General features: G+C 49.5%; 18 protein-coding genes. 7 read left to right on the top strand and 11 right to left on the bottom strand.

Annotation, left to right across the window (positions count from 1 at the left end; all coding sequences use genetic code 11):
- Positions 1–3: 3 nt before the first annotated feature.
- The 3 genes from thiL to ACFQ0N_RS35625 form a co-directional block, all read right to left on the bottom strand.
- On the bottom strand, positions 4–1,011 hold the full coding sequence (gene thiL / locus ACFQ0N_RS35635; protein WP_379334914.1) for a thiamine-phosphate kinase: 1,008 nt from the start codon (positions 1,009–1,011) through the stop codon (positions 4–6).
- 285 nt (positions 1,012–1,296) lie between these two features.
- Entirely contained in the window at positions 1,297–2,166 is an 870-nt protein-coding gene (locus ACFQ0N_RS35630) for a YitT family protein (RefSeq protein ID WP_379334881.1), read from the bottom strand.
- Between the two features lie 205 nt (positions 2,167–2,371).
- Positions 2,372–2,575 carry a hypothetical protein gene (locus ACFQ0N_RS35625; protein ID WP_379334880.1) on the bottom strand — a complete coding sequence of 68 codons (204 nt, stop codon included), beginning with the start codon at positions 2,573–2,575 and terminating at the stop codon, positions 2,372–2,374.
- Positions 2,576–2,829: 254 nt separating this feature from the next.
- Here ACFQ0N_RS35625 and ku point away from each other — a divergent pair, with 254 nt between their 5' ends.
- Genes ku through ligD form a run of 3 tightly spaced genes read left to right on the top strand, consistent with a single transcriptional unit; the run spans position 2,830 to position 5,659 of the window.
- The gene (gene ku / locus ACFQ0N_RS35620; RefSeq protein ID WP_379334879.1) at positions 2,830–3,720 is read left to right on the top strand and encodes a non-homologous end joining protein Ku; all 891 of its coding nucleotides are present in this window, start codon (positions 2,830–2,832) and stop codon (positions 3,718–3,720) included.
- The gene (locus tag ACFQ0N_RS35615) at positions 3,720–4,754 is read left to right on the top strand and encodes an ATP-dependent DNA ligase (RefSeq protein WP_379334878.1); all 1,035 of its coding nucleotides are present in this window, start codon (positions 3,720–3,722) and stop codon (positions 4,752–4,754) included. The genes ku and ACFQ0N_RS35615 overlap by 1 nt, the downstream gene beginning before the upstream one ends.
- Entirely contained in the window at positions 4,751–5,659 is a 909-nt protein-coding gene (gene ligD, locus ACFQ0N_RS35610) for a non-homologous end-joining DNA ligase (protein ID WP_379334877.1), read from the top strand. The genes ACFQ0N_RS35615 and ligD overlap by 4 nt, the downstream gene beginning before the upstream one ends.
- Before the next feature lie 49 nt (positions 5,660–5,708).
- Here the strand turns inward: ligD and ACFQ0N_RS35605 are convergent, their stop codons facing one another.
- The 5 genes from ACFQ0N_RS35605 to ACFQ0N_RS35585 are packed head-to-tail and all read right to left on the bottom strand — an operon-like array spanning position 5,709 to position 11,543.
- Positions 5,709–7,115, bottom strand: coding sequence for a sialidase family protein (locus tag ACFQ0N_RS35605; protein WP_379334876.1), 1,407 nt, complete (start codon positions 7,113–7,115; stop codon positions 5,709–5,711).
- A gap of 13 nt (positions 7,116–7,128) precedes the next feature.
- Positions 7,129–8,031 carry a carbohydrate ABC transporter permease gene (locus ACFQ0N_RS35600; protein WP_379334875.1) on the bottom strand — a complete coding sequence of 301 codons (903 nt, stop codon included), beginning with the start codon at positions 8,029–8,031 and terminating at the stop codon, positions 7,129–7,131.
- Between the two features lie 15 nt (positions 8,032–8,046).
- A complete protein-coding gene (locus ACFQ0N_RS35595) occupies positions 8,047–8,964 on the bottom strand; it encodes an ABC transporter permease (protein ID WP_379334874.1) in 918 nt (305 codons plus the stop codon).
- A 19-nt stretch (positions 8,965–8,983) separates the two neighbouring features.
- Positions 8,984–10,627, bottom strand: a complete 1,644-nt coding sequence (locus tag ACFQ0N_RS35590; RefSeq protein WP_379334873.1) for a type 2 periplasmic-binding domain-containing protein — start codon at positions 10,625–10,627, stop codon at positions 8,984–8,986.
- Positions 10,566–11,543, bottom strand: a complete 978-nt coding sequence (locus tag ACFQ0N_RS35585; RefSeq protein ID WP_379334872.1) for a dihydrodipicolinate synthase family protein — start codon at positions 11,541–11,543, stop codon at positions 10,566–10,568. The genes ACFQ0N_RS35590 and ACFQ0N_RS35585 overlap by 62 nt, the downstream gene beginning before the upstream one ends.
- A 252-nt stretch (positions 11,544–11,795) precedes the next feature.
- Between ACFQ0N_RS35585 and ACFQ0N_RS35580 the strand changes: the two genes are divergently transcribed.
- Positions 11,796–12,548, top strand: coding sequence for an IclR family transcriptional regulator (locus tag ACFQ0N_RS35580; protein WP_379334871.1), 753 nt, complete (start codon positions 11,796–11,798; stop codon positions 12,546–12,548).
- 90 nt (positions 12,549–12,638) lie between these two features.
- Here the strand turns inward: ACFQ0N_RS35580 and ACFQ0N_RS35575 are convergent, their stop codons facing one another.
- Positions 12,639–13,145: a hypothetical protein gene (locus tag ACFQ0N_RS35575; RefSeq protein ID WP_379334870.1), complete on the bottom strand. Its 507-nt coding sequence runs from the start codon at positions 13,143–13,145 to the stop codon at positions 12,639–12,641.
- A 205-nt stretch (positions 13,146–13,350) separates the two neighbouring features.
- Here ACFQ0N_RS35575 and ACFQ0N_RS35570 point away from each other — a divergent pair, with 205 nt between their 5' ends.
- Both ACFQ0N_RS35570 and ACFQ0N_RS35565 read left to right on the top strand, forming a co-directional pair.
- Entirely contained in the window at positions 13,351–14,508 is a 1,158-nt protein-coding gene (locus tag ACFQ0N_RS35570) for a magnesium transporter CorA family protein (RefSeq protein WP_379334869.1), read from the top strand.
- A gap of 173 nt (positions 14,509–14,681) precedes the next feature.
- On the top strand, positions 14,682–15,470 hold the full coding sequence (locus tag ACFQ0N_RS35565) for a lipase family protein (RefSeq protein ID WP_379334868.1): 789 nt from the start codon (positions 14,682–14,684) through the stop codon (positions 15,468–15,470).
- Positions 15,471–15,517: 47 nt separating this feature from the next.
- On the opposite strand, the gene ACFQ0N_RS35560 is transcribed toward ACFQ0N_RS35565, so the two are convergent.
- Both ACFQ0N_RS35560 and ACFQ0N_RS35555 read right to left on the bottom strand, forming a co-directional pair.
- Positions 15,518–15,865, bottom strand: coding sequence for an MmcQ/YjbR family DNA-binding protein (locus tag ACFQ0N_RS35560; RefSeq protein WP_379334867.1), 348 nt, complete (start codon positions 15,863–15,865; stop codon positions 15,518–15,520).
- Positions 15,866–15,876: 11 nt separating this feature from the next.
- Positions 15,877–16,407 carry an MmcQ/YjbR family DNA-binding protein gene (locus ACFQ0N_RS35555; RefSeq protein ID WP_379334866.1) on the bottom strand — a complete coding sequence of 177 codons (531 nt, stop codon included), beginning with the start codon at positions 16,405–16,407 and terminating at the stop codon, positions 15,877–15,879.
- 206 nt (positions 16,408–16,613) lie between these two features.
- Here ACFQ0N_RS35555 and ACFQ0N_RS35550 point away from each other — a divergent pair, with 206 nt between their 5' ends.
- Complete coding sequence (locus ACFQ0N_RS35550) at positions 16,614–16,940, top strand: helix-turn-helix domain-containing protein (protein WP_379334865.1); 327 nt, start codon at positions 16,614–16,616, stop codon at positions 16,938–16,940.
- Positions 16,941–17,067: the final 127 nt, after the last annotated feature.

Genomic DNA, 17,067 nt, shown 5'->3' with positions numbered 1-17,067 from the left:
ACCCTACGCAAAATGATTGTAGCCGCGGGCCTCAAGCGCGATCCGCCGCGGGCCGGATTGCAGCTGGCAATCCATTGTGACTGCCGCTTCCCCGGCCTCAACTGCCCCAATGACAAAAAAGGGGATCCCCTCGTCATTCAGCGCCTCCTTGGCCGCGCCTGCATCGTCGCTGGCAATTGTGCCCAGCAGCACATAGTCCTCGCCGCCGTAAAAAAACCACTCCTCCGCAGTTGCTCCTGCCCGGCCGGCATAGGCGGCCATACTGCCGCTTATCGGCAATCGATCTTGCCGAAAGCGCAGCTGCACGCCGGAGGCCTGCGCGATCTCCCACGCTTCGCTGGCAACGCCGTCGCTGACATCGTTAAGTGAAGTCACTGTCCCCCGGGCGGCCAGCAGGCGGGCGGCTTCCACAGATGGCTGCGGGCGGCGGTGCGCGGCAACGAGCCCTTCCACTTCCGCCTCCCGGGCGGCGGCAAGCGGAATCGGCCGCTTCCGCTCCCGCTCAGCCATGGCGGTAAGCCAGTGCAAGCCTGCCGCCGATCTTCCGGGCAGCCCGGTCACAAAGATTGCGTCGCCCGGGCGGGCGCCGCTTCTCGTAATCGCTTTGCCCTGCTCAATTACGCCGGCTACCGTAACGGACAGCACCAGATGCGCCGGGGCAGCCGTCGTGTCTCCGCCGATAATCGCCACATTATATTGCTGCGCGCAGGCGTACAGCCCGTCATAGAGCCGGCGCATCCGATCCGCTCCCCACGAACGCGGTACGCTGACAGACACCAGCGCATGCCGGGGGATGCCCCCCATAGCAGCAATATCGCTAATGTTGGCCGCCAGCGCCTTCCACCCGATATCCGCTTCCCCCATCGTCACTTCATTAAAATGGATCGTCTCTACCATCGTATCCATCGTCATCAGCCATTGCCACGATGTCGTGCTGTCTGCCGGCGCCGTCTGCGGGTCAATGACGGCCGTATCATCGCCAATCCCGCACACAACACCTTGCCGCCTCAGCCATTCCGCTGATTGGCGCCCCTCTGTCCAATGCCGAATACTTGCGAATTCATCCAGTGCCGGTCTCCTCCTACTTGTCCGCTGCTTACCTATTGCATCTATTATATCGGTCAGTCCAGAAAGCCGCAACAAATCGGCCAATTGAGAAGAAACGACTGACGCCAACCTTGGCGCGAGGCAAGTTTCTTCCCCTGAAATTTTATAGAATTTATCGAGTGAAAATTATAAATGCTATAAATCAACAAAAAACCGTTGAGGCCTGAAGCAGGCTCCCAACGGTCTCACTTAGTGGATATCGCGCTTTTTAAAGCGCCCGCCCTTGACATCGTGAATATTGCCAACCGCCAAAAATGACGCCGGATCAAGCTCATGCACAATCGACTTCAGCTTGGCTTCCTCTAGCCTCGTAATGACGCAGAAGATTACGCGCTTAGCCCCTCCGGTAAAGCCGCCCTCACCATGCAGATAAGTGACACCCCGTCCGAGACGGCTCATAATGGCATCGCCGATCTCCTTCGCTTCCTCGCTTATGATCCACACTGCCTTCGACTCATCGAAGCCTTCGATCGTAATATCGATCATTTTGAAGGCAATATAATAGGCAATGAGCGAATACATCGCGCTATCCCAAGAAAAGACGAAGCCGGCGCTGCCGAGAATGAACAGGTTGATAAACATGACGACTTCCCCGACCGAGAAGGGCATCTTCTTGCTGAACAGGATGGCCACGATTTCCGTACCGTCAAGCGACCCGCCAAAACGGATGACCAGCCCTACCCCGATACCGAGAATAACGCCGCCGACTACAGGCGCCAAAAAAGTGCTGTACGTTAAAGGAGCGACCGGGTGCAGCAAGGTGGTGCCGATGGACATAATAGTAACCGCGTACAAGGTAGATAGAGCAAAGGTCTTGCCGATTTGTTTATAGCCGAGGATAAGAAAAGGAAGGTTGAGCAAAAATAGAAAAAGTCCGAGCGGCAGATCCGTTAAATGAGCGACAATGATCGAAACGCCGACAATACCGCCATCTATGATTTTATTTGGTACCAAAAAAATTTCCAAAGCGACCGATACAAGCACCGCTCCGACAGTCAAAAAAACAATACGACGTAACATCTCCAGCTTAGGCAATTTATGATGCTGATGTTTCGGCATAACTCCCCCCCAATTTTAATGCTAATAATTTCATTATACTTGGTTTGGGGTGATTTTTAAAGTAGAATAGCTCTTTGTCTCGCTTTTTCATATTCTTTTCTTACTATTTCACATCTTTTCGCTTGTACATTTTAGCAGAGCAGTACGATAAAGATAGGTTGTACCTCCACGCCGCCGAAGCAGCGGTGGAGGCTGACACCGACGTCTATTTAGTCACGTCATTGCCCTCGTAGTTATCCATCGTATCCGTCGTTGAATCGGTAATTTTCCCGTTATGAACAGTAACCTGTCCGCCTCCGAGCCCCTCATTGATCATGCGGTCAATATCCATAAAATAATCATCGCGACCCTCGTCCTTCACGTCCTGCTCCGATTCCACAGACCCGTTTTGCCGTTTATTGTTATCCATTTATGCATATCCTCCTTTAGCTGAACCAAACCCAAGAAGAAACGGCTGATGCCGTCCTTAGTGCGAGGCAAGTTTCTTCCCTTAGAAATATAAGCTCTGTATAAGGTGAAACTTATACTTTCTTATATTTTAAAAAAGCCACTCATCGAAAATATGCCCGACTCGACTGAATTTCATGCATTTAGGGAAAGCTTGTAACATAACCTGAACTTGAGAAGATCGCGGGCTAAAACCACTAAGGAGGGCTAAATTTCATGCATACTGTTTGGAAGGGAGCCATCAGCTTCGGCCTCGTACATGTTCCTGTCAAAATGTTTTCGGCCACAGAGGATAAAGATATTTCACTAAGGCTTATTCACCGGGACTGTGGAACGCCAGTCGCTTATGTTCGCAAATGCAATACTTGCGAAAAAGAGCTGGAATGGGAAGAAATTGTGAAGGGCTATGAATATGAAAAGGGACACTTCGTGCTGTTTGAAAAGGATGAGCTTGAGCAGCTTAACGAAAATGTTACCAAAACGATTGAAATTTTGGATTTTGTCGATTTGCATGAAATCGATCCGATTTATTTTCAAAAAACATACTTTCTTTCCCCTGATCAGGCCGGGGGCAACGCCTACAACTTGCTGTTAGAAGCGATGCGCCAATCGGGCAAAATAGGGATTGCCAAAATTTCGATCCGGTCCAAAAGCTCCTTGGCCGCCATTCGCACAATCGAAAATTGTCTTGTGATCGAGACGATCTTTTACCCTGATGAAATTCGCGCTATCGGGCAGGTTCCCGGCCTGCCGGAGCAGATCTCAGTCCGGGATAAGGAGCTGGCAATGGCCCGCATGCTGATCGAACAGCTGTCAACCGCATTTGAGCCGGCGAAGTATACGGATGATTACCGCGGCCGCCTGCTTGATCTGATACAGCATAAAATTGCCGGTGAGGATATTAAAGTAGCGCCAGAGCAGCAGCCAACCCAGGTGATGGATCTGATGGCCGCGCTGCAAGCCAGCCTGGAATCGATTCGGGTAACGCCGACGGATCCGTCAACGCCGGAAGGTACAGGTGGCGCAGCTGCTGGCGGGGCTAATGAAGCCGGTGCGCAGCGTACCCGAACAGCGAAGGGCGGAACGAAGAAGGAGTCGGTATCCTGATGAAGTCAGACAAGGATCATGGCCGCCTCAACTCAAGCGAGAGCGCTGCTCTCGCTTTTCGCGCTCCGCTTACCGGTCCGATGATTCCCATTTCGGCTGAGCTGCTGCCCGAGGGGGATGATTGGGGCTATCAGCTAAAATGGGACGGCTTTCGCATGCTTGCCCGCATTGCGCCCAATAGCAATCGTCCTGTGGAGCTGTTTTCGCGAAATTTAACGCTTTTAAATGAGCGATATCCGGAATTATTTCGGCAGATTTCCGCCGTTGCCCCGGCAATCGGCACCTGTCTGCTCGATGGCGAATTGATTTGGTGGGATGGAACAAAGCCGCAATTTCAGCGTGTTTTACAGCGTGGGGGCAGGGTGCCGCTTTCCTCCTCGCCGCCTGCGCTGCTTCCTGGAGTCAACAATGCCCGCTTCGCGGCGGAGGCGCCTGCCGGCAGCTTCGCATACGTGCTTTTCGACTTGCTCGAAGAGGGCAGCGAAAACTTGCGGTCTTTGCCATATGGTGAGCGTTACCGCAGACTGAACAACAAGTTCCGTCAACCGTATCACTTCATGTTTGTCACCGATCTGCTTCCCGATGGCCAGGCAATATGGGAGTGGGCTGCCAAGCATCACTGGGAAGGCGTGGTCAGCAAGCGGTTGTCCGCACCGTACCGGGAGGGCAAAAAGCATCGCGATTGCTTCAAAAAAAAGACCGCTCTCCTGCTCGATGTCGACATCGTCGGGCTCAAATGGCGGGAGCAGCGGGTAGCCAGTCTCATCATGGCATTGCATGGCGGCTATATCGGCTCTGTCTCTCTCGGGTTGACGGAGGCTATGCGCCAGGTGTTGGCGGCAACCTTCAAGCAAGCTTCCCCGGCTAACCTGCCATGCCCCTTCCCCGTGCTGCCGGCGGACCTGAAACGGGAAACAGTTCAGTGGCTGCCCGTTTCTTTCCGCTGCCGGGTTACTGGACTGCAAATAACCGAATCGGGACAAATCCGCCATCCCAAATTAGTTACCTTTTTGACAAAGGAGCAGGCAACATGAGCAGAAGGGCAAAAGGCACCATCACCGTTAACGGGCAGGAACTGGCAGTCAGCAATCCCGGCAAGCTGCTGTGGCCCGAGATGAATATTACCAAAGCGCTATTTTTGCAAAAGCTTGCGGAATTGTCGCCGTGGATTATGAAATATTGCCGCGACCGCTATTTGACGACGATCCGCTTTCCTGATGGCATACATGGTAAATCCTTCTATCAGAAAAATTGTCCGCCTCATGCTCCATCCTTTATTCACACCAATGTTCAAGGCGATATTCACTATGTCCATGCCGACTCGCTGCAAACGATGCTTTGGCTCGGCAATCTGGCCTGCCTGGAATTCCACGCCTCCTTTGACCGTATAAGCAATCCGGACTATCCGACCGAATGGGTGCTGGATCTCGACCCCTCCGTGGAAGATGAGTCGCGTATGATGACTGCGGCCGCATATGTCGGCGAATTGCTGCATTCGCTCGGCATCCAGTCTGTTCCCAAAACGTCGGGCGCAACAGGCATTCAAATTATTGTGCCGATAGTACCTGACCTTACCTTTGACGAGCTGCGGAAGATCGGCGAGTTTGTAGGACACTATTTGGCTGACAAATATCCCGATCTGTTCACGATCGAACGCTTGAAAAAAAATCGCGGCAATTTAATTTATGTCGATTATCTGCAACACTATAAAGGAAAAACAATAATTGCCCCTTACTCGCCGCGGGCAAGACAAGGGGCAACTGTAGCCACGCCGCTGCATTGGGCCGAGGTAGAGCGCAATGTCGCCATCGCCGACTTTAATCTCCTCAACATCATGGAACGGCTGGAGCAGGAGCAGGATCTGCTCGATCCGCGGCACGTCAGGCCGCAATCCTTGCGCTCCATTTTGACCTTCATTACTAAAAAAACTGCAAAATAATTAACTTTCGCGCCGCAGCGGCGGAAAATGCTTTCTGCCGCTCCCCCTGCTATTCCTTAGGCAAATATTGTCTGAACCGCTCAATGCGATGGAAGGTCGAGTAGTTCGCGTCATGCATATTTTTCGCTTGATTGAACCCCGTACGGCACAAATATAAAATATCGTCGCCGTCGAATAAAAAGCTGACATACTGGAAGCCGACATCAGCCGGATTTTCATGACGGTAATCCAGCAGCCTGTTGACAATTTTAAAATGCTGCATGTCCCGGGAGACGGCAAGCGAGAGTACATTGCGCTGAGTAGGCGTCTTTTCATCCACAATCTCGTTAACAATCGCCCAATATGCCCCGGATGGCTCGTCATAGAGCAGATCGAATTTCGCATTGCTGCCGCCGTTAAAATCGGCAAAGCTGTGGAATTGCAGCGGCTCCTCGGGACGGTTTTTATTCCCTTTCAGCACCAATGCTTTTCCATAATCCTCCATTTGGTACCGCAGCACATTATAAATTTCACCGTCAGGACCGGCAACGGCATTGCCCTCAAGACCTCCGCCTGATTTTCCTTTCGGAGCCGCGCCTTCCCATGAATCATCATAAGGCAGGAAACCTGTGCAAACCCAGTTTTCAGCAACCATTAAATCGGCATCGGCATCAATCGAAATTAAGCCGCTGCGATGTCCGCCGGTTGACCATGAGCCATAGTCAATAGCGGTATACAATCTGTTTTCCAACTGGGTGACCGGCATTGGCGCTTTATGCGGCCCTCTGCCGCCCCAGCTTCCTGCCCCGGTCATGATTGTAACAGGCGCAGACCATGTCTTTCCCTCATCTGCCGATTTTCCAATTAACAGATCGCCGTACTCCGTTGCGGTGGCAAGCATATACAGCGCATCGCGATGATAGAACAGCTTGCCCCAGAAGCAAGGAAACAACTCGGTTACAAAATGCCAATGCTCGCCATTATCATCAGAACGATAAATTAACGTTAAATTTTGCGGCGCTTGTAAGGCAAACACATCCATCGAAGCGAGCAGCGCCCCCGAAGGCAGCTTTACAATAGACGGACTGCACAAGCTGCGGCCGGAATAGGCATAGCATTCATCATCGGGATGCAGATAATTGACCACAGTGCCAACAGGTTTGCCTGTCCTCGCCAGCCTGACATCACTGCTGCCGCTTCCGTCAGCGCGGGCAACATAAAACTCGTAATCGCAGTCAGGTTCTAATTGCTCGATCGTACAGGTTGGCGCCGTAAGCTCTTGCTTTATAAACTCGTCGTCCGTTTTATATTTGCGGAAATAAAGCTGGTGACCGCCGTCATCCGCTGACGCATCAAACCATTCCAGTTCAATCGCTGCTTCGCCAGGCGCTACGCGGCAAATATACGGCAAAAAACGTTTTTCAATTTGATCATACGGGCTGTAAGGCCGATAACTCCATCCATTGTATCCTCTCATTGCTGCCACTCCCTTATCCTTTTACTGATCCAATCATAACGCCTTTAACAAAATACTTTTGCACAAACGGGTATACACACATAATCGGCAAGGTCGAAACGATAATAACAGCATAGCGCATCGCTTCCACCAAATAGATTTGAGCTGCGGCGTCTCCCCCCATATTCGCACTGTCGGAGGCCATACTCATCGCCGATTGATTGACAATCAAATCGCGCAGCACCATCTGCAGCGGCATAACATTCTGATCCCGCAAATAGATCATCGCATTGAACCATGAATTCCATTGGCTTACAGCGGCAAACAGCACAAGCACAGCTATAAGCGCTTTTGAAACCGGCAAGGCAATCCGGAAAAAGAAGGAAAAGTGGCTGCAGCCGTCGATGCTCGCGGCCTCGAACAATTCATCAGGAATTGTAGACTTGATAAAGGTTCTGCTGATAATGATATTGGTGATGTTGACAGCTCCAAGCAAAACGATAATGGCCGGGCTGCCATATAAGCCGATTTCCTTCATAAGCAAATAGGTTGGTATTAAACCGCCATTGAAAAACATCGTAAACAATAAAAAGGCTGTAATAAGCACTTTTCCCGGGAAAGCCTTGCGGGATAGCGCATATCCCGCAAGCAGGCTCGTCATGACCGACAATGCGGTAAATAACGTTGTATAAATCAAGGTATTGCGATAACCGATCCAAATCGGGGAATAATTCAACACCTCCATATAGCCTTTAAAATCAATACTTTGCGGCCAAAAAAGCACCCTTCCGGTAGCAACCAGCTTCGGATCGCTAAATGAAGCGATAACGACAAAGTATAGCGGATAAGCTACGATTAACAGCAGTACCGTTAAAATCGCATAGTTGAACCAATCATAAAGTCTATCCTGCCTGGATTGCTTAATCGCTTGGCGCACGGTCCTTCCCCTCCTCTACCATAGCGATTCTTGGCCCAGTCTTCTGCTGATCTGGTTCACCAAGAGAATCATAATAAAATTAATGCAGGAGTTGAATAAGCCTATGGCAGCAGAAAGACTGTATTGCCCTTCCCTAATCCCGATTTTGAATACATAGGTATTAATAATCTCGCTTGTGCTCAAATTGAACGAGTTTTGCATTAGAAATGCTTTTTCGAAGCCTACGTTCATAATCGTACCCGATTCCAAAATGAGCAAGATGACAATTGTCGGCAAAATGGTCGGCAGGTCAATCTTCATCACGCGTTGAAATTTGCTTGCGCCGTCAATAATGGCCGCTTCATGCATCGATTGATCGACACTGGACAAGGCACCGAGATAAATAATGCTGCTCCAGCCAAGCCCCTGCCAAACACCGCTCCAAACATATAAATGCGGAAAACTGGAGGCTTTCATCAGCACATCAAGATTGCCTTCGAACAGCCCTACTGCATTTAATAGATTTTTGATAATCCCCATCGAAGGCGAGAAAAAGATATTAACCATCCCGACAATAATGACGATAGAGATGAAATGCGGGGCGTAAGTAACGGTTTGCACAAGCTTCTTCAATCGTTGATTCCTTGTACTGTTAAGCGCCAATGCCAGAAGAATAGGCAGCGGGAAGCCTGCGATCAGCATGTAGAAGCTAATAAGCAGCGTATTTTTCAGAATAACGGTAAACATGGGCATGGAGAAGAAACGGTCAAAATATTTCAGTCCCGCCCACGGGCTGTCGATAATGCCCAAATGCGGTTTAAAATCTTTAAAAGCAATCGTAACGCCGTACATCGGCAAATAATTAAAAATGATGACCATTACAATGGCAGGTAGAAGAAAAAGATATAGCTGCCGGCTTTGCCAGATTCTGAAGCTTAAGGGTTTTCCCTTCACCCGATCACTGCCCCTTCCTTTATTTCACCATCAAATCGTACGCCTTCTGCCTCAGCTCGACGAATTTCTCCAAGCCCAGATTATGCATTTGCTTCACATAAGCATCCCACTGCGCGTCAATATCCTGCTTGCCCGTAATAAAATCAGCGAACACCGCTTTGCGGTAATTTGTAAGATCTGTTCTGTACTGATTCACCATGCTTACATCGTCCGCATCCAGCGCACCCTCTACATATACCATCTCATTCGGCATCACAGCGTCTTTATACACATGCTCATAAGCCCAAGCTCTGGTGTTTTTCTGATCATAAGAAAGTTCTTTCCACTTGTTTGCGTAGAAGTCCTGATCCTTCAGCGCAACAAAGGAGTTATGCAAGCCCAGCTTGCCGCTGTTTGCTGTCATCTTGTCCGGAGATTCCTCCCAGAAAAGCTGATAAGCCTTGCCTTCATTGTCAAAATCCCAGAGCGTTCCTTTAACCCCTCTGCTCACGGTCAGTTCAAGCTCAAGATCCGTCGCAATCGCCTCCATCAAACGAACTGTCGCTACAGGATACTTATTATTTTTCGTAATAACGGCTGTATTGGCAGGACCTGCTACATAAGCCTGACTTCTAATGAACGGCTTCTGGCCGTTCCCGCTGTCCAGTGGCCCCATTGCCGTTCCAAGCTCCGGCTGCCTATTCGCATAGGAATGATAGGAGCCTACAATTGGAGGGATAGAGCTGATTTTTGAAGCATAGGTGTTCCAATCATCCGTGAATACTTCAGGCGGAATCAATCCCATTTGATACAACTCGCGCAAGTATTTTAACGGCTCTTTAATCAATGGATTAGTGGACTGATCTTTTACGACGCCATTAGCTACATATAAATAATCTGCGTTCGTAATATATACCCCGAAGCTTCCATAAATATCGATCTGCCCGCCGACATAATTATCGAAGGAGAAATAATAGGGAATCACATCACTTGGAATCGAGCCTTTTCCGGCATTATCTTTAATCGCTTTCAATGTATTTTTGAACTCTTCGGTTGTTTTGGGAATCGGCAGCTTCAGTTCTTTCAGCCAGGAATCCATAATAATCCATTGATCGCGCAGATTGCGGTCAAACGGAGCAAAATCGATGTACGGCAAGCCATATAATTTGCCGTTTGCGGCTAATGAGCCGTTATAAACAAGCTTCTGTTCCTCCATAAAACGGTTCCAGGTTGGCGCATATTTTTCAATCAAAGGCTTCATTTCCACAAATTCGCCGCCCTCAATGGCAGAGGTCATCTGGTTGGGATTCATGCCGACGCCCATAATTAAATCCGGAAAGTCATTGCTTGCAAACATCAAATCGATCTTTTCCGCATCCTTCAACACTTCTACTTCCACATTGATATTGGTCTTTTCAGCAACATACTTCCAAATTTCAGTCGTATCCATATTAGGGCGCAGAGCGTTATACGGTATAACCGCTTTGATCGTAATCGGCTCTTTTGTAATCGGGTAGCCTTCAAGATTCGTCATTCCGCCGTCAGCCAAGCCGTCAACTTCCTTCAGCGGAGTATTGCCGGCATTGCCTAGCTCCTCGCTTTTACTGCAGCCAGTCAGCAAGCTAAACATCATTACGCCGGATAAGCCCAGCGTCATCATAAATCGGCTTCCATTTTTCTTCATCCCCATATAGACCTCCTCTTATCATCGCCGAAAGCTCATTCAACTGAGCGATCTCTTTGCGTTTCGATTCCGTAAACAGTTCCTCTTCCAGCACCCTGCTGCTAATTTCCATCGGAACACCTTGCAGCGACAAGTTGTATTTGGCATTTACCGGATAGTATTGATACTCCGCCAATGAACCGCTCCCTAGAAACTGTTGCAGTTTTTCCGCCTTTTCCGGCTCAGACCGGAAATTGTGGTAGAGCCATGCATACAGCTCTGGATGAAAATTGGCCATCACCCCACTGTACCCGTCTGCTCCCAGCTTAAGACTCTCTAACAAAGTAGCGCTGTTGGCATTAAATAACTTAATGCCGCTTCCTTTAATAATTTGCAACTTTTCGGCTATTTGCTCCAAGCTGCAGCACGTATCTTTAATAAACAAGAAACGTTTGGATGCTGCACATGCGCGGAGCACTTTGGGCGTCAGCAGCCTTTTATACGGATACGGACATTCATAAATGCCGAGCGGAACGTCTGGAAAGCGGCGTAAAAACGCTTCCATTTTTTCAATTAAAACATCATCCGACTCATCAGGCGCCGCAAACCGGTTGGGCAAAATCACATAAGCATCTGTTCCGGGACACATGATTTCTTCTGCTTCTCGAACCTGCTCATCTAATTCCTCTGCCGTATGGCCTGAGACAATGACTTGCATCCCGTCCGGAACCTTCTGCACAATAAACTTTGCCAGACTTTTTTTCTCTTCCAAATCGAGTTGAAACATCTCACTGGATTGGCAAACGGCAAATATGCCTGCAACTCCGCGCTGATGATAAAAGTCAATCAGCTTCTCTACAGCAAGATAGTCAATTTCTTTGTTTTTCGTAAAGGGAGTCACCATCGTCGGCCAAATGCCGCTGTGGATGCTCTTCATGCTGCTCCACCTTTCGGTTGTTCTAATATTTAGAACGGTATTCTATATTATGCGATCGCAAAATCATCTTAGCACAGGATTTTTAGAATGTAAATCCGTATTTTGCGTTTAAAATGCAAATTTATAGCATTTTAAGAAAGAACAATTGCTTAATATTAGACTTATGTTCTATAATAGAGAACGAAGCAACAAAATATAGATTCGGTTTTGCCCAACTTTTGTAATTTGCATTTCGTGGAAAGGAAGTCTGCTATGTCTGAGGAAGTAAAAGTAAAAACACTGAAAAAAGCACTCGATATTTTGGAATGCTTCTCCGTGTCAACGCCGGAATTGGGAATCTCAGAAATTAGTGAACGACTTGGCTTATACAAAAGCAATGTACACAACATCATTTCGACTTTCGAGCAATGCGGCTACATTGAAAGGAACGAGGAAAACGGCAAATACCGCCTGGGGACAAAAATTTTGGAGCTGTCCTACATCATCAACTCTAATTTAGGACTGCACAATGCGATCCACCCGCCTATGAGTGCATTGTCGGGAGAGGTAAACGAGGTTGTTTATTTTGCGGTGCCTAAGGGAGCGCGAATTATGTATCTGGAAGGCGTATATCCGGTCAATTCCTTTAGCGCGCGCTCAATGGTAGGCGAAACAGCAGAAATGTACTGCACTTCCATCGGCAAAGCGATTCTTGCTTTTTTGCCGCCTGACCAAGCTATAAGAGCCATAAGCGAGCAAAGCATGCAAAGACATACGCCAAATACGATCACGGATCGGAGCGCCTTGCTTGACGAATTGGAGCTTACCCGCAAAAGAGGCTATAGCATAGATAACATGGAGCACGAGTTTGGAATTAAGTGTGTCGGGGTCCCGGTCTTCAAGCGCGACGGCTCCTTATTGGGCGCGATGAGCATATCGGGTCCGTCTTTAAGAGTCGAAGACCGGATAGAGGAATATGCCGAGAAGCTGCATGCCTTCAGCCAGAAGATTAGCCTGCGTACTTAACAGCCCGGCTGCTCCAGTTCGCCTGCCCTATACTCGCCGCGGCGATTCGAAAGCCTCCGCGGCAGATAGAGCGGCTGACCTTCAACTTCATTACTGCAAAATAATCTGTTCCGCACCGCAGCGGCGGAAAATACCTTCTGCCGCCCCTGCTGCTCCCGAATCGGCGCTGCCGTCTCCGACTCCCAATGCGACTACAACAGCCCCCTCGGCGATCGCCGCCTGGCATTGCGCCGCAAGCGTGCCCTCCAGGCCAAGCGCTTGCAAAGTATCCTCGATTGCGCTGTTATCATTTCCAGTCCACAAGCCTGGAAATAAGCCGCCGTATCCGGCTCCTGCGCTTACAAATCCGACACTCCCGCTGGTTACACCGGTCGGCATAACAGCTATCATTGGCAGCGAAGTTGAATCTGCACGGGTGTCCATAAATTCCTGCATTTCGTCAGCATGGACATCCGTCTCAACCTCAATGCGTCTTGAATGCTCCCGGTCCCGGGCAAACACATGAATCTCGCCAGGTGCCGCCCCCTTTTGCTCAAGCTCATGAATCGCCTGAATTGCCTGCTGCTCCTTCGTAAAAATCGCCAGTTTGACAGCCACTATATAATCCCTCCATCATTAAAGCAGATCCGCTGCAGTTTTGTTGAGCAAGCGATGATACTAGTTGGTATGCCCTCTTTTCTGCAGAATCAAACCGCGAAGGTTGTGAAAGAGGCCCGTTCGCGTTATGATGGAAGCAGCGAATTTAGATGAGATCGGACATTTTGCCGCTAGCTTCACATTACAAACAGGAGGAACCTTGGATATGATCCATCGGATGCTGCGTTTTCCTTCCCGCTGGGAGTGGCATATGCTTCACCAGCAGCGGCTGGCAACAGAGGGCTTAAGCCGCCGCAATCGCACACGTACGCCAGCAGCCCCTGCTCCCCGCCGCTCCAGGCGCTCTGCACCCGGGTTGAACCGGCCCGATGCCGATTTGTCACTGTCATCCTTGCCGCTGGAAGACGACCGCGACTCCGCTTCGTCATTTGCCGAATTCAAGCGGGCTCATCCCGAACTGCGAAGATGGCTGGAAAAAGCGGGACAGCATGAGCATAACTATATTCAAGTCTCCGAACTGCCCGGCGGATCTCCCGTTATGTACGGCACTTTGCTTTTTCAGGCATCGGAGGATCAGCGCGATATTGCTAAGCTTCATTACTGGGTAACGCAAGAGAAATTAGTTACCCTCCACAGCGATATGCGATTATCTATACAGCTGCAGTCTGAGCCTTGGCAGGACAAGCTCGAGCGCTGCCACACAGCGCCGGAGGCCTTTTTCATTGTCTTGAGCTGCGTACTGGAGCAAATGCATGCCGGACTTGACCGCTTCGAGTCCAGTCTTGGAGAGCTTGAGCAGGCGATGCATGTTCACAATCAGAGCGGGATTATGAATCTTATTTTTGACCGGCGCTACGACCTGCTGCATTGGAATCATCTCTTTTTACCGATACAGGAAATACAAGGCGCGGCCAAGGAAGCTTTTCTGGAGCTGCTGCCGGATTCAGCTGAATACCAGCGGCTGGCTCATAAATTAGACCGTATAGGGGCATTGCTTGCACACTACGCCATGGAAATCGATACACTGCTGGCGATGGACGATGCGATATCCAGTTTCCGCGGCAATGACATTATGAAGACGCTGACGATTTTTACCGCCTTGTTTATGCCTGCTACCGTTGCCGGCGCTTTTTGGGGCATGAATTTCAATCTGCTTCCCTGGACACATGAGCCTTGGGGCTTTGCCGTAATAAGCCTCAGTGTCCTCCTGATTACAGCAGTGATTTATTGGTGGCTGTGGCATAAAGGCTGGACAGGCGATCTGCTAAAAAGCCATAGAGCGAAGCGGAAGCAAAAGCGCAAACGCTCCTCCAGCTCTGCACGCAAAAAAACAAAATTCCGAAGAGATAAGCCTGTTGGTTAGTCCACCCGAGACACCGGCAAGGTTTAATCTCTTTTTTTGTATAGAGGTTGTTCAAAAAGTCGTCTTTTGATCACGAACATATAGCCCACACCGGGCCGAAAAAAATCTAAAACATCGGCGCCTACCGCAGCATAGAATGAAAGCAGATTGCTCGCTAGTAGGAGGCACCGGATATGAATAAACCAAGCAATATGGACATCCAGACTGCAATTTTCCTTGCGGCTATATGCAGCCAAACGTATAAACAACACGATACCGGTGATGAATGGTTTCTCGTTCCGCCAACCTATCGTACAGTCGGTACATTTACTGCTGCGGCTATTGACGGCATCGGGGAGCCGTTCGGCTTCGTGCTGGAATCTGACCGCGCTATCATTCTCGCCTTTCGGGGCACAAGTACGGCCGTTGAATGGATCTCCGACTTTATCGCCCAACAGATCCCCTTCAAGCCGGTTGACAATGGCAGCATGACGCACCGCGGCTTCACCGATATTTATATGACCGCCCGGGATCGCCTCTTTATGCTGCTTGAGCGAGTCCCTCAGCACAAGCCGCTATTCGTGACAGGGCATAGTCTCGGTGCCGCGCTGGCTGCCCTTGCCGCTTACGATATTTCCTTCAATCGGCCTCATAATGAGATCGTTGTCTATACGTTTGCCTCCCCCCGCGTGGGAGACCCGACCTTTGCCCGTTCTTTTTCCAATCAAATTTCCACATCGGTCCGCATTGCCAACCAAAATGATCTCGTGACTCATCTGCCCCCTCTTATCTATCAGCCGCCAAAATCATCCAAAATCTACCACTATATGCATGTGAAAAATGAAGCCGAGCTGAATTTCAAGGCAGGCTCTGTGAGCGGCAATCACGCTTTAAGCAGCTACTTTGTCGAGCTGGCAAAGCTGGATCCGCCTTTCGCCGAGGAAATTTGCGCCTACCCGCCAGGCTGGTGCCCGCCGCTTTGAAAAAAACGCCGCGCTCAAAATCATGAGGCGCGGCGTTTTCTTATCCCTTATTTAGCTTCGCTAATTTTCTCCCGCTCGGCTTTGGTCAAGGAACGAAACACCAGCTCATAGGAGTGATCCATCATCGCTTGCAGCTCTTCCAGCGATAGCGAGCCGTCAAGTGCGATCGAGTTCCAATGCTTTTTATTCAAGTGATACCCGGGCGTAATCGCCTTATGCTGCTCGCGCAAGCTTTCGGCAATGACTGGATCGCATTTGAGAGATACACTCTCTTCCGTCAGGAGTGCGAACATTTTACTTCCTGTCTTCAAAACAAGCGGTTCCGGGCCAAATGGGTAATCCTCCCAAGCTCCTGGTTTAGTCAAGCCATACTTTTCAAGCTGCTGCTGCTGCATCAATAATCCCTCTATTCACTCCGGCTTCTTTGGCCGCCTGTCTGCTGCTGCACGGATTGATCCTTGCATACGAGAGCGTAGGCATGATCAATCATATTCTTTAGCTCAGCTTCCGGAATCGACCCATTGCAGCGAACCGTGTTCCATTCTTCTGCCCCAAGCTGATACCCAGGCGTGACGGCCGGAAATTTTTCACGGTAATACTTCGCCTGTTCGGCGGCGCATTTTAATAACAGGCTTCCTCCGCCAATCAAGGCAAACATAGATCCGCCAACATGCAAGGTTAACGGATTTTGACCGAACCGGCTGTCCCTGTACACGTCAGGCTTGTCCAGACAGTAAGCTGATAACGTCGTTATTTGCCTGGTACATTCATCCGGCAGCGCGTCACCCGCCATCTCCATATTGCGCTCAGCTTCCTCCAACCAGGAATGAATATTGCGCACCCGGGAACGCCACCTAAGATCAAGCACGACTAAAGTGCCAATTGCAAGCAGCCCGACAATAAGCAGCAAACGTGGATCAATCGTTGTCGCAATCACAACTGACTTCCTTTCTCCAATATACCGTGTATTTGTCAGTGATGTAGTTCATGATTCATGAACTTATTGTATCATTATAAACCCGCAAATTTCAACAAATAATAACACGTATCGTGAATACTGGCGATCAAGGCCGGTTTTCGCCCTGGAAGCCATGTACAATCAAATAGAATTATCCAATCATTTCGCCAAAAGAGTTGATAACTATGATCGGTCAACACTTGCGTCAGCTGCGCAAAAGCCATGGTATGACTCAGGAACAGCTTGCCGGCTTTCTCAACATGGCTAAGTCGACTATTTCTCAGTACGAGAACAATATAAATGAACCTGATCTCCATACCCTTATTCGTATTGCCGACTTATTTGCAGTCAGTCTTGATGAATTGGTCGGGCGCAACGTTCGCTATGATACGGCTTCTGACCGCAGCTTCAGCGGTTCATTCCGCGAAAGGCTGACGGAAGAAGAAAGCCGTTATTTGCGCGACAGCTTGCATATGTATCGCAAATGGATTAAGAAAAACGGCAAAAATTGATCACGCCAACAACTTGGCGACAATCGAACAGCAATTCCCTCCTTGAGCATTGTTGTTACATCACTGGTCAGTCTTACAGCTTGCGTCGGCAATTGCTGTTTTCCTATACCTCCTTTCCCTAAAGTAA

Source organism: Paenibacillus sp. GCM10027626 (assembly GCF_042676285.1).
Lineage (GTDB): Bacteria > Bacillota > Bacilli > Paenibacillales > Paenibacillaceae > Paenibacillus_Z.
Note: the sequence above shows the minus strand (reverse complement) of the source record. Positions and strands in the feature narration are given on the sequence as shown.

What these genes read in the sequence shown, in the direction of transcription:
- ACFQ0N_RS35630 (WP_379334881.1), bottom strand. Translation starts at nt 2,166, where the DNA reads ATGCCGAAACATCAGCATCATAAATTGCCTAAGCTGGAGATGTTACGT.
- ACFQ0N_RS35625 (WP_379334880.1), bottom strand. Translation starts at nt 2,575, where the DNA reads ATGGATAACAATAAACGGCAAAACGGGTCTGTGGAATCGGAGCAGGAC.
- ku (WP_379334879.1), top strand. Translation starts at nt 2,830, where the DNA reads ATGCATACTGTTTGGAAGGGAGCCATCAGCTTCGGCCTCGTACATGTT.
- ACFQ0N_RS35615 (WP_379334878.1), top strand. Translation starts at nt 3,720, where the DNA reads ATGAAGTCAGACAAGGATCATGGCCGCCTCAACTCAAGCGAGAGCGCT.
- ligD (WP_379334877.1), top strand. Translation starts at nt 4,751, where the DNA reads ATGAGCAGAAGGGCAAAAGGCACCATCACCGTTAACGGGCAGGAACTG.
- ACFQ0N_RS35605 (WP_379334876.1), bottom strand. Translation starts at nt 7,115, where the DNA reads ATGAGAGGATACAATGGATGGAGTTATCGGCCTTACAGCCCGTATGAT.
- ACFQ0N_RS35590 (WP_379334873.1), bottom strand. Translation starts at nt 10,627, where the DNA reads ATGAAGAAAAATGGAAGCCGATTTATGATGACGCTGGGCTTATCCGGC.
- ACFQ0N_RS35585 (WP_379334872.1), bottom strand. Translation starts at nt 11,543, where the DNA reads ATGAAGAGCATCCACAGCGGCATTTGGCCGACGATGGTGACTCCCTTT.
- ACFQ0N_RS35580 (WP_379334871.1), top strand. Translation starts at nt 11,796, where the DNA reads ATGTCTGAGGAAGTAAAAGTAAAAACACTGAAAAAAGCACTCGATATT.
- ACFQ0N_RS35570 (WP_379334869.1), top strand. Translation starts at nt 13,351, where the DNA reads ATGATCCATCGGATGCTGCGTTTTCCTTCCCGCTGGGAGTGGCATATG.
- ACFQ0N_RS35565 (WP_379334868.1), top strand. Translation starts at nt 14,682, where the DNA reads ATGAATAAACCAAGCAATATGGACATCCAGACTGCAATTTTCCTTGCG.
- ACFQ0N_RS35560 (WP_379334867.1), bottom strand. Translation starts at nt 15,865, where the DNA reads ATGCAGCAGCAGCAGCTTGAAAAGTATGGCTTGACTAAACCAGGAGCT.
- ACFQ0N_RS35550 (WP_379334865.1), top strand. Translation starts at nt 16,614, where the DNA reads ATGATCGGTCAACACTTGCGTCAGCTGCGCAAAAGCCATGGTATGACT.